The 14,106-nt window shown below is 42.1% G+C and carries 11 protein-coding genes; 10 read left to right on the forward strand and 1 reads right to left on the reverse strand.

Annotation, left to right across the window (positions count from 1 at the left end; translation table 11 throughout):
* The 10 genes from ABT996_RS03295 to ABT996_RS03340 form a co-directional block, all read left to right on the forward strand.
* Nucleotides 1–1,191: ZmpA/ZmpB/ZmpC family metallo-endopeptidase-related protein (locus ABT996_RS03295; RefSeq protein WP_349924614.1), on the forward strand; the 1,191-nt coding region annotated here is incomplete at its 5' end.
* Between the two features lie 63 nt (nt 1,192–1,254).
* The gene (locus ABT996_RS03300) at nt 1,255–4,434 is read left to right on the forward strand and encodes a ZmpA/ZmpB/ZmpC family metallo-endopeptidase (protein ID WP_052006335.1); all 3,180 of its coding nucleotides are present in this window, start codon (nt 1,255–1,257) and stop codon (nt 4,432–4,434) included.
* A 167-nt stretch (nt 4,435–4,601) separates the two neighbouring features.
* Nucleotides 4,602–5,876 carry a hydroxymethylglutaryl-CoA reductase, degradative gene (locus tag ABT996_RS03305; protein WP_035447577.1) on the forward strand — a complete coding sequence of 425 codons (1,275 nt, stop codon included), beginning with the start codon at nt 4,602–4,604 and terminating at the stop codon, nt 5,874–5,876.
* The gene (locus ABT996_RS03310; RefSeq protein WP_035447574.1) at nt 5,863–6,819 is read left to right on the forward strand and encodes a hypothetical protein; all 957 of its coding nucleotides are present in this window, start codon (nt 5,863–5,865) and stop codon (nt 6,817–6,819) included. Before ABT996_RS03305 ends, ABT996_RS03310 begins: the two co-directional genes overlap by 14 nt.
* Before the next feature lie 17 nt (nt 6,820–6,836).
* Nucleotides 6,837–7,334 carry a phosphatidylglycerophosphatase A family protein gene (locus ABT996_RS03315; RefSeq protein WP_035447571.1) on the forward strand — a complete coding sequence of 166 codons (498 nt, stop codon included), beginning with the start codon at nt 6,837–6,839 and terminating at the stop codon, nt 7,332–7,334.
* A 126-nt stretch (nt 7,335–7,460) separates the two neighbouring features.
* The gene (gene metG / locus ABT996_RS03320) at nt 7,461–9,491 is read left to right on the forward strand and encodes a methionine--tRNA ligase (protein ID WP_035447568.1); all 2,031 of its coding nucleotides are present in this window, start codon (nt 7,461–7,463) and stop codon (nt 9,489–9,491) included.
* A gap of 59 nt (nt 9,492–9,550) precedes the next feature.
* Nucleotides 9,551–10,318, forward strand: a complete 768-nt coding sequence (locus ABT996_RS03325) for a TatD family hydrolase (protein ID WP_035447565.1) — start codon at nt 9,551–9,553, stop codon at nt 10,316–10,318.
* Nucleotides 10,319–10,326: 8 nt separating this feature from the next.
* On the forward strand, nt 10,327–10,896 hold the full coding sequence (gene rnmV, locus ABT996_RS03330) for a ribonuclease M5 (protein ID WP_029507347.1): 570 nt from the start codon (nt 10,327–10,329) through the stop codon (nt 10,894–10,896).
* The gene (rsmA, locus tag ABT996_RS03335; RefSeq protein ID WP_010689711.1) at nt 10,889–11,785 is read left to right on the forward strand and encodes a 16S rRNA (adenine(1518)-N(6)/adenine(1519)-N(6))-dimethyltransferase RsmA; all 897 of its coding nucleotides are present in this window, start codon (nt 10,889–10,891) and stop codon (nt 11,783–11,785) included. The genes rnmV and rsmA overlap by 8 nt, the downstream gene beginning before the upstream one ends.
* A 92-nt stretch (nt 11,786–11,877) precedes the next feature.
* Entirely contained in the window at nt 11,878–12,111 is a 234-nt protein-coding gene (locus tag ABT996_RS03340) for a Veg family protein (RefSeq protein ID WP_010689710.1), read from the forward strand.
* Between the two features lie 109 nt (nt 12,112–12,220).
* Here ABT996_RS03340 and ABT996_RS03345 read toward each other — a convergent pair whose 3' ends face one another.
* The gene (locus ABT996_RS03345) at nt 12,221–13,579 is read right to left on the reverse strand and encodes an MFS transporter (RefSeq protein WP_035447562.1); all 1,359 of its coding nucleotides are present in this window, start codon (nt 13,577–13,579) and stop codon (nt 12,221–12,223) included.
* Between the last annotated feature and the right edge of the window lie 527 nt (nt 13,580–14,106).

Below are 14,106 nucleotides of genomic sequence, written 5' to 3' on the forward strand. Positions count from 1 at the left end.
ATCGTGTATGAAGTGACACGTGATGCTGAAGGAAAAGAACTAAGCCGCGTAGAAAAAAGCAATACCATAACGAAAGCCCCAGTGACTGAAGCGGTTGTACGTGGGACTAAACCCAAAACAACGGTGACAGAAGAAGTCGTGTTGGAAGAGATCCCATATACGAGTGAGCTTCAAAATGATCCCGAACTTTTTATTGGAACCACCGTCGTCAAAACGGCAGGTCAAGCAGGCGAGCGCACGATCATATATGAAGTGACACGCGATGCCGAAGGAAAAGAACTCGCCCGTGTAGAAAAGAGTAGTAAAATCACCAAAGCCCCAGTAAATGAGGTCGTTGCTCAAGGAACTAAGTTATATGCTAAACCGTTAGTCGAGCTCACTAGCGCAGACGAAGCTGTTGATAATAAAACAGCTACCGTTAGCTACACTGTAACTGATCCTGATAAGAAATTGCGGGCTATAAAAGTAAGTTTGTACAAGGATAACGAAAAAGTAACTGAAAAATTAGTTGATCTGGCTACTTTAACGACGACTTTTGCTGATCTGGCTTACAATACGAATTATCGACTCGAAACAGAATACACTTATGATATTGGCCAAGGTGATCAGACAGAGAATTTAAAACCGATCACGGTGGAATTGACCCCTAAAAAAGTTGAGCTAAAAAATTTCAATAATATCGGCTTATATCAATTAGGCGCAAATGGTGGTCTAGAGTTAGTCTCTAGTTTAGCTGAATTACCAACTGATCCTAATAAATATGTTGCTAAGATCGTTTCGGCTCAACAAAAAGATTGGTATTTGCCGATCGCTTCATTTGAGGAGGTCGAGCTCGGGGGCAAAACTAAGTATCAAGCTACGATCGCAACGCCAGAATTGGTGACATATCAAGCTGATAAACGTGATTTTTCTGCGGGACATACTTTTTTGATCGATAAGACAGAAGTTTCAAATGAATATACCAATTTTGCCGAGTTGCTCAAGGCAATAAAAGCTGATCCAACGGGTGACTTCATACTTGCAGCTGATCTGGATGCGCTTGGTCTTGCCGATACAGATGCTAGTTATATCACTGAAACATTTAGCGGGACTTTGCGCAGTAAGGCTGATAATGCCTATACGATCTACAATTTGAATAAACCGCTGTTTAATGTGGTCAAGGGTGCCACGATAGATAATATCACATTTTAAAATGTTGAGATCACTGATAATGTTGCTGATACTGGTAGTTTAGCTCGTGTCTTAGATGGAGCTTTGATCAGTGGTGTCAATATAAAAGGTGATATTCGTTCGACGCAAACGACAGGTGGGCTAGCAGCGCGGATCAAAAATAACACGCAGATCTCACGGTCATCATTTACTGGTACGATCACCCTGACAGGCAATGCTTATGATCAAGGTGGAGGCTTAGTCGGCTATGCTGAAAATTCTAAGATCGCACGTAGCTTTGCCGATGTCTATCTGACAGCTAAGGTCCATGATACCAATGATAATGTTGGGGGCTTAGTCGGACGTTTGGCAAGTGGCTCGGTCGAAAAGAGTTATGCTACTGGGACGATAAAAAATGATGGCTTGGCAAAACGTGCTGGTGGTTTGGTCGGTAGTGCTTGGACAAACGGGCGGGTCGTTGAAGCGATAAGTGCAGTCAAGTTGGAAAATGGTTATATTTTCCACGGTGATGTTGATTTCAAAAGGCCACCGCATCAAAAGGCTTACTATGTTTCTGAGGTCGCAAGCGGTCTAGCTAATGATTATCCGACTGCGATCACTGAAGCAGTTGCCAAAGAAATGATTCAAAAATGGCAAGTCACGGCTCCAATATGGAAAGGTGCTGCCGGAACTCAAACGATCGATTATTCACAATTACCAAATTATCAAGCCGAGCGTGAATTAGCTTATAGAAATATGGAAAAGTTACTTCCATTCTATGATCGGTATACTATTTTGAAATACGGAAATAAAGTCTTGCCAAGCGATAAACTTTATACGACAGCATTGACGGCAGTTGTACCAATGAAAGCGGGCAAAGTCGTGGGCGATTCGGTCGGAGAGCCGGGGCAGTTGACGAGCTTGTTGCTCCATTTTGCTGATGAAACGGTGACCCAAGTAGCGCTTGAGTCCTTAGGTGAGTATAAACAAACCAATATCAGTGAGTATCAGTTCGCTAATGGACTGCTCTATACGCCATATCAATTGGGGGGAGCATGGGAGGAATTACTCACAGAAGTCGTTGCTGCTTACCGCTCATTGAACTACTATTCTTCAGAAACAACAGCAAGTTTAGCGTTACAGCCATCAGAAGATAGTTTGAAAAAGGCTAAAAATACGGCACTTGAAAATTATCGAAAAGTACATCCAGATGAAGTGTTGACGGCTGAAAAAACAGCTGCGATCGAAGCCGAGGCGGTAGAACAAGTACGGATCGGACAGCTAAATGAGTTGTATCTCCAAGGGGCATTTGCCAAAGTCAAAAAAGATATCAAAGCACAATTGAGTTCTTTGACGACCTCAATGGCTGTCGTTGATCCAACTTCTGCAGTGATCCGGGCCGATCTCAAGCAGAAGTTAGAAGCTAAAAAATTAGAATTGACACTAGCCTTGGCTTATCTAGAGCGACTATATCATATCAATTACGGTGAGCTAGATCTGCATGCGATCGCAGCTTACTACCCAGATTTTTACGGTAAGAAAGTAGATATTTTGTCATGGCTGAGTGACTTTTCTAAGCTAGGGGGAACCAAATTAGCGGTCAAAAATAACTATGCGACATATACAGCACTCTTTAGCCCACTGACAGGTGATCAAGATGTCGTTGCATATTTAGACCGTAATCGTCGTTTGTTTGCTCCACAGTTAGATGACAATACGTGGTTCAAAACAGCGACTAAAGCGTATGTCTATGAGGCAGCTTCAAAGGAAGTACCGGATGCTGAAGTTCGGGTCTATGAACGGATGAAAGGCAAAAATCGCGCTGAATATCGTAACTATTTACTTCCAGTGCTCAATTTAAGTGAGCGAAATATGTTTATCTTTACGACGATGTCAACGATCTCTTTTGGGATCTATGAACGTTATATCGATGAAGCATTGAAGAAAGAACCAGATAAATATCGCGCAATGCAAGATCAAGTCGACCAGAAAGTCGCTAAGTATGCCCAGATCATGGCAAATTACTATGATACTTGGTATCGGATCGTATCCGAAAATGTAAAAGGCCAATTATTGACGCGCGACATTCCGATGTGGGATGGTTATTGGATCATTGATACTAAACAGCCTGGAAATTATCAGAATCGCTGGGTCAATAAATTGGATAAATCGGTCACAGGGGTCTATGAATTCTTTGCCCCGATCGGTAAGCTGTACGGAGCAAATGGTACTGGAGCCTATGCAACTGGGAGTTTAGTGCATTTTGTTGTAGATGGACAGCTCAGTGACTATGGAGTCGCAGTCGCAACGCATGAGATGACCCATAATTTTGATGGTGCGATCTACTTTAATGGTCATGGACGGCGTGGAGATATCGGAGCAGAAACATTTGCTCAGGGATTATTAGAAGGTCCTTGGTCTCCAACGCAAGCTAACTATGCCTTGAATCTAGCGGTTGATTGGACAGATCGAACGGGACAGACACAGAACAAGAGTTTTACTGACATCCAAACTAGCGCTGATCTAGAGCGATATATGCATGGAGTCTTTGATGTGACATATCTTTTAGATCATGCTGAGGCTCAAGCGATAATTGGGCTAAACAGCGAGCTTAAGCGACAGTATCTAAGAACGATAACTTATAATGCTAAAACTGCACAAGATATTGTGAGTGATACTGCGTTAAGTGAAGAACTAGCCCAAAAATTGACGAGCTGGGAAAGTTTGATCGACAATAATATTGTCGTGGCTCGGAACTATAGTGGTGGTAAGTATGGTAAAAACATTTATGCTACAGTCTCAATGTATGCGCCGATCTATGCGGGCTTGCAAAATGATGCTGGAAGCGTAGGGGGATTGCTATTTAGAAAGACAGCTTTTGAACTTTTAGCGGCTAAAGGTTGGGAAAATGGCTTTATCCCTTATGTCTCTAATCAATATCAAAAACAGGCTAAAGCGGATAACAGAGAGCTTTCGGATGCTTATATCTTTGAAAAGATCTGGGGTGATCAATATGCAAACTATGCTGAATTTAAAAAGGCAATGTTTAATGAACGGATCGCCAAAAAAGATAGCTTAAGACCGATCACGATCACGTATAACCAAAAACAAGTGACGATCACGTCATATGCTGAGCTCCAAACTTTGATGGACCAAGCTACATTAGCAGATGCGAAGTTGCTCCAAGCCAAGAAAAAAGCAGTCAACGTGGATGCGCTCAAGGCTGCAGTCATGGCGCAATATAATACATTGACTGCGAGTTTTAAAGAATCGATCTTTAACTGATAATTAAATAAAGGGCAAGTAATGCAGTCAATAATGAGGGCTCTACCATGATATATGGTGGGGCTCTTGTTATTTGTAGCGGAATTTCGATACTTGTATTTTTTTATGATAATGCTTAAACTAAAAGGGTCTAACGGATAACAGAATAGAGATCTGAGGAAATATATATGAACGGATTTAGCAAATACTATCAAAAAGATCGCCAGACACGGCTGGATATCTTAGTACAACAAAAAAAATTGACGCAAGCTGAAGTGGATTCTTTGATAGCGCCAAAACTTGATCTTACACTGGGTGATACGATGATCGAAAACTTTATCACGCAGTATCAGATCCCGGAAGGCTTGGCGTTAAATTATGTCATTGATGGAAAAGAATATCTGATCCCAATGGTGACGGAAGAGCCCTCGGTGATCGCCGCTGCCAGCCATGGAGCAGCGATCGTCAAGCGGGGTGGAGGGTTCAAAAGTGAGCTAAAAGAACGCTTAATGATCGGGCAGATCGTTATCGAACAGGTCAAAGATGCCACTAAATTAGCTCAACAACTTGAACAAATGCAAGCTAAATTACTTCAATTGGCTAATGAAGCTCATCCGTCGATCGTTCGCCGCGGTGGTGGTGCCCGTGAGATCAGAATACGGATCTTAGCTCCAGATCTGGTCTCTCTTGATCTGATCGTTGATGTTAAAGAAGCGATGGGCGCTAACATGTTGAATACGATGTTAGAGGCTTGTGCGAGTTATTTGCAAACTGAGCTTGATGCAGAGATCTTATTGAGTATTTTATCCAATTATGCAACACGCTGTTTAGTAAAAGTCACGTGTGAGATCCCAGTATCTGCGCTGACTAAAGGCGAGCTAGCGGGAGAAAAGATCGCGCAAAAGATCGCTACTGCTAGCCGCTTAGCCCAACTTGATCCTTATCGAGCAACGACGCATAATAAAGGGATCATGAATGGGATCGATGCAGTCGTGATCGCCAGTGGTAATGACTGGCGGGCAATCGAAGCTGGTGCGCATGCCTACGCTGCCCGCAATGGTAGTTACCAGGGCTTGAGTACTTGGCAAGTCAAGGGCGATATGTTGATCGGTGAATTAGAATTGCCTTTACCACTAGGATCAGTTGGTGGTTCGGTCTCGATCGTGCCGCTAGTCAAACTTAACCATCAACTTTTAGAATTACAAGATGCTAAGGAATTAGAAAAGATCGTGGCGGCTGTTGGCTTAGGCCAAAATTTAGCAGCACTATATGCCTTAGTGACTGATGGGATCCAAAAGGGCCATATGAAATTACAATTGAAAAGCTTAGCCGTCGCAGTGGGAGCTAGCCCAAGTGAAGTTTCAGCTGTCGTAGCGGAGTTATTAGCTAAAAAAGCGCGTGATTCAGCTACAGCTAAGCAGATCTTAGAAGAGATAAGAGGAAATAAACGTGAACAAAAATGATTTGACAACTAAAACCCAAGAATTGATCGCTCAAGTTGAGGAAAAATTTCCTGCTGGAGTCGAGATCGAATTTAAAGAACCTAAAAAAGTGGGCTATTTACGCCATGACCAAGCCCAGCACTATTTACATGGTGGAAAATTAAAGGTCGATGTTTATGATCAAACAGATCCGGATTATACGATCGCGCATGAGCTATTACACTTTTTATTGATGCTAGATAAGACACCACAAGTAGCGTTTAATTTGACGACCGGCGATACGAATAAAGATCATAAATTTATGCTAGCAGGGATCGACCTATATGATACGGTCTTACACACTAAAGTCTATGCTAAACAACGGGAATTGGGTTTTGTAGATGAAAGCGTCGAAGAGTTATATCTAAAAGGTGTTTTAGCGATCTTAAAGCCTGAGCCAAAAGGAAAACGCGATGAATGGATGGTCTTACGGACGGTAACATTATTAGATGCTTTAGTCTTTTTTGCTGATGATCTAGCACAAGTGTTACCAGAATTAGAAAAAAATTATCCAATCTCCTTAGCTGCAGCGCAAAAACTCTATGCGGTCATGACAGAAAAATCACTCCAGACAGCTTTTGAAGTGCGGCGGGGTGTGGTACGTTTATGGAAATCATTTGATAAGCAACTCAGCGAATGGAATTTATTGTCCATGCACTTAAATGATTTTATCACGATAACGCCTGTTTTGAGTGAACGGCAATTACGCTTGGAAACAAGTGCCTTATTTGAATTTTATCATACACCTTGGCAAGAGAATTTAACGTTTAAATCAGCTTATGCGGGGCGTTTCAAGGTCGATGGTCAAAATTCATTTATCTTACCCGATCTAGGTGAAAAACCTGCTGAAAAGTTTAAAGAACTCTATGCTATGCCAGTCAATCAGCTTTTAGCCACGCTAGGTGTAGACTACTTATTACGTTAATAAAAGGAGGTATTTCAATGTATCAAAAAGATTTTAAATATCCCGATACGAAGGCACATGAATTTGTGATCGCACGCTTAGCCAAACGCGGTGTCAGCTTGGATGAATTGGCTAAGTTGGTCTATGAGACCCAAAAGGATTTTGAATTGGGTCTGACCTTAGAAGAATGCAAAAACGATGTCAATGATGTGATGCACAAGCGGGAATTATTGAATAATGCGATGGTTATGTTAGAACTCGATCGGTTGACCGAAGAAGGAAAGGTGGCTTCACCCTTAGCCGAGATCATCGAAAATGATTCGGGAGTCTTTGGTGTCGATGAAACTTTAGCCTTACAGATCGCCAATATCTATGGTACGATCGGAGCTACCAACTTTGGATATTTTGACCGCGTAAAATCTGGGATCATCAAGAAATTCGATACGAGTCCAGAACACGTCAATACCTTTATCGATGATCTTTTAGCTGCGATCGTAGCCGCTACTTGTGGCAAAATTGCACATAAATACGCCTAGTTCCTGTTTTTTTGCTTGAAACAGCTAATAATAGGTACGTGGTTATGTTATACTATTTTTATTGAAAATTTGACGATGATAAACTTGCACTAATAGCAGTTTTAAGCGAAAGGAAATGACTAGTTAATGGCTGATAAACAGACATATTACATTACAACGCCGATCTATTACCCATCAGGAAAGCTACACATCGGTAACTCATACACAACGATCGCTTGCGATGTTTTGGCACGCTACAAGCGTCTGCAAGATTTTGATGTCTTCTTTTTGACAGGGACAGATGAACACGGGCTAAAGATCGAACAAAAAGCACAAGACTTGAACATGACGCCCAAACAATATGTTGATATGATGGCGGACTCGATCCAAAAATTATGGCAAGAACTTGAGATCACAAATGATAAATTTATCCGGACAACGGATGAATATCACGAAGAAGCGATCCAAAAGATCTTCCAAAAACTTTTGGATAAAGGTGATATCTATCTTGGCTCTTACAAAGGTTGGTACTCTGTTTCTGATGAAGAATATTTTACTGAATCACAATTAGCCGAAGTTTATCGTGATGAACAAGGCAATATGATCGGTGGGAAGGCTCCATCTGGTCATGAAGTTCAATTAGTCGAAGAAGAATCCTATTTCTTCAAGATGAGCAAATATGCTGATCGCTTAGTCGAATACTACAATGAACACCCAGATTTCATCATTCCCCAAAGTCGTAAAAATGAAATGTTGAACAACTTCATCAAGCCAGGCTTAGAAGATCTAGCGATCACACGGACTAGTTTTGATTGGGGCGTTAAAGTGCCAAATGATCCAAAACACGTGGTCTATGTTTGGATCGATGCTTTGTGCAACTATATCACAGCTTTAGGCTACGGTAGCAAGGATCAAGAACTTTTCAACAAGTATTGGCCAGCTGATGTTCATATGGTAGGTAAAGAGATCGTTCGTTTCCATACGATCTACTGGCCGATCATTTTGATGGCTTTAGATCTTCCATTGCCAAAACACATCATCGGTCATGGTTGGTTAGTCATGCGTGACGGCAAGATGTCTAAGTCTAAGGGCAATGTGGTCTATCCTGAAATGTTGACTGAACGTTATGGCTTAGATGCATTGCGCTACTACTTGATGCGTGCTGTTCCATTTGGCAATGACGGGATCTTCACGCCAGAAGATTTTGTGCAAAAGATCAACTATGACTTGGCTAATGACTTAGGTAACTTATTGAACCGGACTGTTGCGATGATCAATAAGTATCGTGGAGGTCTGATCCCAACGCTGACTTCAAATGTGACGGCATTTGATCTAGATTTAGAAAAATCAGCTAAAGAAGCGATCGCGGAATACGAAGCTAACATGGATCAAGCGCATTTTGCCTTGGCTTTAGAAGCACTATGGAAGTTTGTTTCACGTTCTAACAAGTATATCGATGAGACTGAACCATGGGTCTTGGCTAAAGATGAAGCTAAAGCTAATGAATTGGACAGTGTCTTAGCCCACTTGGCTGCAAGTTTGCGCTTGATCGCGATCTTGTTGCAACCAGTGATGACACATGCACCAAAAGAGATCTTTACTCAATTAGGTCTGCCATTAGAAGATATGGCTATCAAAGGGGTGGACTATTTTGCCCTCCCAGAAAAGACAACTGTTGTTAAGAAGGGAACACCGATCTTCCCACGTTTGGATATCGAAGCTGAAGTTGAATACATCAAGTCTAAGATGACTAAAAATGAAAAACAAAAAGGGCGCAAAGCAATGCAAGAAGCAGCCGAAGCGCAAGCTGAATTTGACCCTGAAAAGACAGAACTTAAGTCAACGAAAAAAGAGATCAAGTTCGATAAATTTGATAAAGTCGAACAACGGGTGGCTTTGATCAAAGATGTTTCTCGGGTCAAGGGTGCCGATAAGCTCCTCAAATTCCGATTGGATGCGGGCGATGAAGGTGAACGTCAGATCCTCTCGGGTATTGCTCAATGGTATCCTGAACCAGAAAAATTGATCGGTAAAAAAGTGATCGCGGTAACGAACTTACAACCGCGTAAGATGCGAGGCGAGATCAGCCAAGGGATGCTCTTATCAGCTGAATTTGGTGATACAGTACAATTAATAACTGTTCCCGATGAGATCCCAGCCGGATCATTAGTTGGCTGATCAAGTGATAGAAGGCACATGGGCTGACCGTGTGCCTTTTAGCGTAAGAAAGGAAAAAAATGGAGATTTTTGATTCACATACTCATATCAATGCTACAGAATTTAAAAATGACATTCCTGATGTGATCGAGCGGGCCAAAGCTTTAAATGTGACCGAAATGTTAGTCATCAGTTACGATGACCCGAGTACGGAGCGAATGCTTGACTTAGTTGAGAAATATCCAGGGATCTATGGAGCTTTTGGCTGTCATCCCGAAAGTGCTTTAGACTACGATACAAATTTTGAAAATAAATTAAGCGAAGTCTTGGCTCATCCGAAAGTAAAAGCTCTGGGGGAGATCGGGCTCGATTATCACTGTGATGTACCTAAAAAAGTCCAATGGAAAGTTTTTGAACGTCAAATAGAGCTTGCGCATGAACTGCAACTTCCGATAAGTATCCATGATCGGGATGCGATTGCGGATTGCTATGCGATCTTAAAAAAGGCAGACATCGCAAAAATCGGTGGGATCATGCACAGTTTTAATGGGGATGCTGACTGGGCTGAGAAATTTTTGGATCTAGGGATGGAATTGTCGTTTAGTGGGGTCGTGACTTTTGGCAATGCTAAGGAAGTTAAACAGGCTGCTTTGGTGACACCATTGGAACATATGTTAGTTGAAACAGATGCCCCATATTTAACCCCAATGCCATTTCGGGGCAAGATCAATGAACCAGCGATGACCCGCTATACTTTAGAATTTTTAGCTAAAGAAAGACAGATCGCACCTGAAAAACTAGCGCAGATCACAACTGCTAATGCAAAGAAAGTGTTGAAGATAAAATGACAGATAAGATGAAGATCAAAGAAGTTATCGTTGTTGAAGGTAAAGATGATACCAAGCGGATCAACTTAGCCGTCAATGCAGATACCCTTGAGACTAGGGGATCAGCGATCAGTGATGAAACACTCGCACAGATCGAAGAATTACATGACAAGCGCGGAGTCATCGTCTTTACAGACCCCGATTTTTCAGGGGAAAAGATCCGTAAGATAATCCAAGAAGCTGTTCCGGGGGTCAAGCATGCTTTTCTGACAAAAAAAGCTGCTGCCCCAGATCACAAAGGCAGTCTTGGCGTTGAACATGCTGATCCAGAGGCAATCCGGGAAGCTTTACGTAATCTATATACCGAAGAGCCCGATGCGACTCCGATGATCAGTCGGGAAGATCTAGCAGTAGCGGGCTTGATATCAGGACCCAAGGCCAAGATCAGACGCCGGATCTTGGGCGAATATTTGCGGATCGGCTATGTCAATGGAAAACAGCTCTATAAGCGGTTGAATCTCTTCCAGATCACACCGGAAGAATTTGCTGCGGCACTGAGATATTTAGACCAAGTAGAGGAAGGAAAAATCGATGAATAATCAATTACCAGAGATCGCTTCACCGACTAGGACGCGGGCAATCATGGAAAGTTATGGGCTAACGTTTAAAAAAAGTTTAGGCCAAAACTTTTTGACTGATATCAATATTTTAAATAAGATCGTAGCAGCTGCTGAAGTAACGCCAGAAGATGACGTGATCGAGATCGGACCCGGGATCGGCGCTTTGACCGAACAGTTGGCTAAGAATGCCCATCAAGTCATGGCACTAGAGATCGATGACCGTTTGATCCCGGTGTTAGCCGATACTTTGGCACCTTATGATAACGTGACAGTCGTTCATCAAGATGTGCTCAAAGCTGACCTAGTGGAATTGATCGCTAAAAATTTCGATGGCAAGCACAAGATCAAGTTAGTGGCTAATTTACCATATTACATTACAACACCGATCATTTTACATTTGTTGGAAGCACCGGTTGATTTTGACCGGATCGTTGTGATGATGCAAAAAGAGGTCGCTGATCGTTTAGCAGCTGTTCCTGGGACTAAAGATTACGGTTCTTTGAGTGTAGCGGTGCAATACGAGATGGATGCTAAAGTGGCGTTTATCGTGCCTAAAACAGTTTTTATTCCCCAACCTAAAGTTGATTCTGCGATCATTGTCTTAGAGAAAAAAGCCGTTCAAACTTATCGACCAGTTGATGAAAAGTTCTTTAAGCAAATGGTCAAAGGGATCTTTTTACATCGACGCAAGAGCCTTTGGAACAACTTGCAAGGAATGTATGGTAAGACCCCTGAGATCAAAGAAAAAATGCAGGCAGCTTTGGCTAAAGTTGCGATCGAGCCAGGGATCCGCGCTGAAAAGTTAACGATCGCACAAATGGTCGCCTTAGCTGATGCTTTAGTCGCTGAAAAAATCGTCAAAAAATAACTTTTAAATATTGAAGTGTTTGTTCGGGTGTGGTATAATTGCGTTTTTTGTAAAATTATGTTACAATATTTTACACAGAGAGGTGAAGCGCATTGCCAACTACATTAGTAAAAATCAAGAGCAAGCTCGACAATTGCATTGGCGCTGGTTTAACGGTAACGTCCCACGTTGGACGCAAAAAAGTTACTAAACGTCATGGGATTCTGCGGGAAACTTTCCCCGCTGTATTTATCGTAGAATTAAGTCACGAAGAAAATGCCGTTGAACGCGTATCATATAGTTACACCGACGTTTTGACCAATAATATTATTCTAGATTTTGATTAAGTGATAAGTCGATTATCGCCGATCCTTATTAGGATTTTAGGTACCGAGATTTAATTTTTTGAAACAGCAAATAAGCTAGGAGCACCCACTTGCATGGGTACCTCCTAGCTTATTTTTTTACTTCTTTTAAGCGTAACGCCAAGACTAACGCTACGGCCTCGATGAATAAAAAGCAGATAAAGACGCGGGAATAGCTTGATTTTTGGGTAATACTTTGACCGGCACTGCTTAACAATAGGGTCGCGAGCATGACACCTAGACTACCAAGGAGCTGGCGGATCGTAGTTGTTAGCGCAGTTGCATGTGCGATCAAGTTTTTAGGCACTGAATTAGCCCCCAGTGTTGTCGCCGGCATCATGACAAAGGCATTGCCTCCTTCGATCACCATGGAAAAGGCGATCAAGAGTGGGAGTCCAAGGTGATCTTGCCATAAGAGCAGTCCAGCCCAGCCACCGAGCAACATGCTGACCCCAACTAAAAGAACCGGTTTGAAGCCCCATTTGTCGGCCAGTTTACCGGTCACAGGATTCAACACACTCAGTAAAACAACAGGTAAGACCAAGGAAAGCCCCGAAGCTAACGGACTTAAGCCGAGGATCTTTTGATAATAGAGCGGAAAAACGATCGTGACAACGATCAAGGACACGTAAGAAAGCCCGGTCAATAATAAGCCAATGTCAAAATCAAGGTACTTAACGATCCGCAATTCTAAAAGTGGCGTGGTCAGCTTTAGTTGACGGCGACAAAAGGCGATCAATAAACAAAGACCTAAGACCAAAAGTAAGATATTTAGCAACGGCTGGCGTGGATCTTTAAGGGCGGTAAGAGCGTATAATAAGGTACCTAGGCCAAAACCTTCATAGAATAGAGAGCAAACATCTAACTGGGATGGCTTGCGTTCCATGACATCACTGATCGTCACACAAGCGACCAAAAAGATCACGAGCATTAAAAAGCAAAATAACCAAAAGAGGTCTTGCCAACGCAAAAAGTTTAAGACGATCCCAGAGATGATCGGTCCAACTGCTAAGGCTGAACCCATGACTAATCCGGCGGCTCCCATGGTTTGTCCCCGCTTGTCTTTAGGCGTGATCGTCATCAAGACCGTTTGAAATGATGGAAATAAGATACCGACAGCAGTCGCCTCTAACAAGCGGCCTAAAAGTGCGAGCCAGAAAGTTGGGGCAAAAATTATCATTAAAGTGCCGACCCCAAAGAGGGCTAAGACACTAAGATAGAGATGTTTAAAAGAAATATTATTGAGCAGCCATGGACTGACAGGCATCATGACACACATCATGAGCATAAAGCCAGTCGTCAACCACTGGATCGTTGCCGCATCGACCGCAAAGAAATGCATCAAGGCAGGATAAGCGGTTGAAAGGGCTGATTGGCTGATCGACATGGTAAAAGTACCTGCCAATAGAGTAAAAATAAATAATTTTCGCTTAGTTTCGGTGAGTTCCATTTGATCATCTACTTTCTAAATATGTAAAAAAAGTCCGAAATCAGAATTCGGACTTTATTAGAAGACTAAAGCTCACTTTTCGCGGTGTTCCTTAGCTTCTTTCTCTTTTTCTTCATTTTCCCGACGTCTAGCATCGTTCAAACGGTTTTCTTCAAGCCGGTGTTCGAGCTTGGAATCATTACGGCGTGTCATATCTAAAACTTCCCTTCCATAGTCTACAGAAGTATTATAGTTCTAATGTCTATAAGTTACAAATAAAACGATCCGGCGGAAAAGGCTGATAATATCTTGATTTAATTTAAAAAATTAAAACATTATTTTAAACTAGGAGCTTGTGATAAAAGTAACATTGTCCACAAGCTAGAAAAAAATTATCCGCAAAATATTGCGCAAAATCAAGATTTTTTCGGTGGTAGGAAACAAATTAAAGAGTGCACAAAATTAACTTTTAGTGAACGATACGTTATAATTATCGATGTAAGCGCTGTACGAAGATTGAAAATAAGATTTGATTCCTTATGTTTGAA

Origin of the sequence: Ligilactobacillus sp. RTP31139st1_D10_RTP31139_211217 (genome assembly GCF_040226755.1) — a bacterium.
GTDB lineage: Bacteria > Bacillota > Bacilli > Lactobacillales > Lactobacillaceae > Ligilactobacillus > Ligilactobacillus animalis.

What these genes read in the sequence shown, in the direction of transcription:
- rnmV (WP_029507347.1), top strand. Translation starts at nt 10,327, where the DNA reads ATGAAGATCAAAGAAGTTATCGTTGTTGAAGGTAAAGATGATACCAAG.
- ABT996_RS03315 (WP_035447571.1), top strand. Translation starts at nt 6,837, where the DNA reads ATGTATCAAAAAGATTTTAAATATCCCGATACGAAGGCACATGAATTT.
- metG (WP_035447568.1), top strand. Translation starts at nt 7,461, where the DNA reads ATGGCTGATAAACAGACATATTACATTACAACGCCGATCTATTACCCA.
- rsmA (WP_010689711.1), top strand. Translation starts at nt 10,889, where the DNA reads ATGAATAATCAATTACCAGAGATCGCTTCACCGACTAGGACGCGGGCA.
- ABT996_RS03325 (WP_035447565.1), top strand. Translation starts at nt 9,551, where the DNA reads ATGGAGATTTTTGATTCACATACTCATATCAATGCTACAGAATTTAAA.
- ABT996_RS03345 (WP_035447562.1), bottom strand. Translation starts at nt 13,579, where the DNA reads ATGGAACTCACCGAAACTAAGCGAAAATTATTTATTTTTACTCTATTG.
- ABT996_RS03305 (WP_035447577.1), top strand. Translation starts at nt 4,602, where the DNA reads ATGAACGGATTTAGCAAATACTATCAAAAAGATCGCCAGACACGGCTG.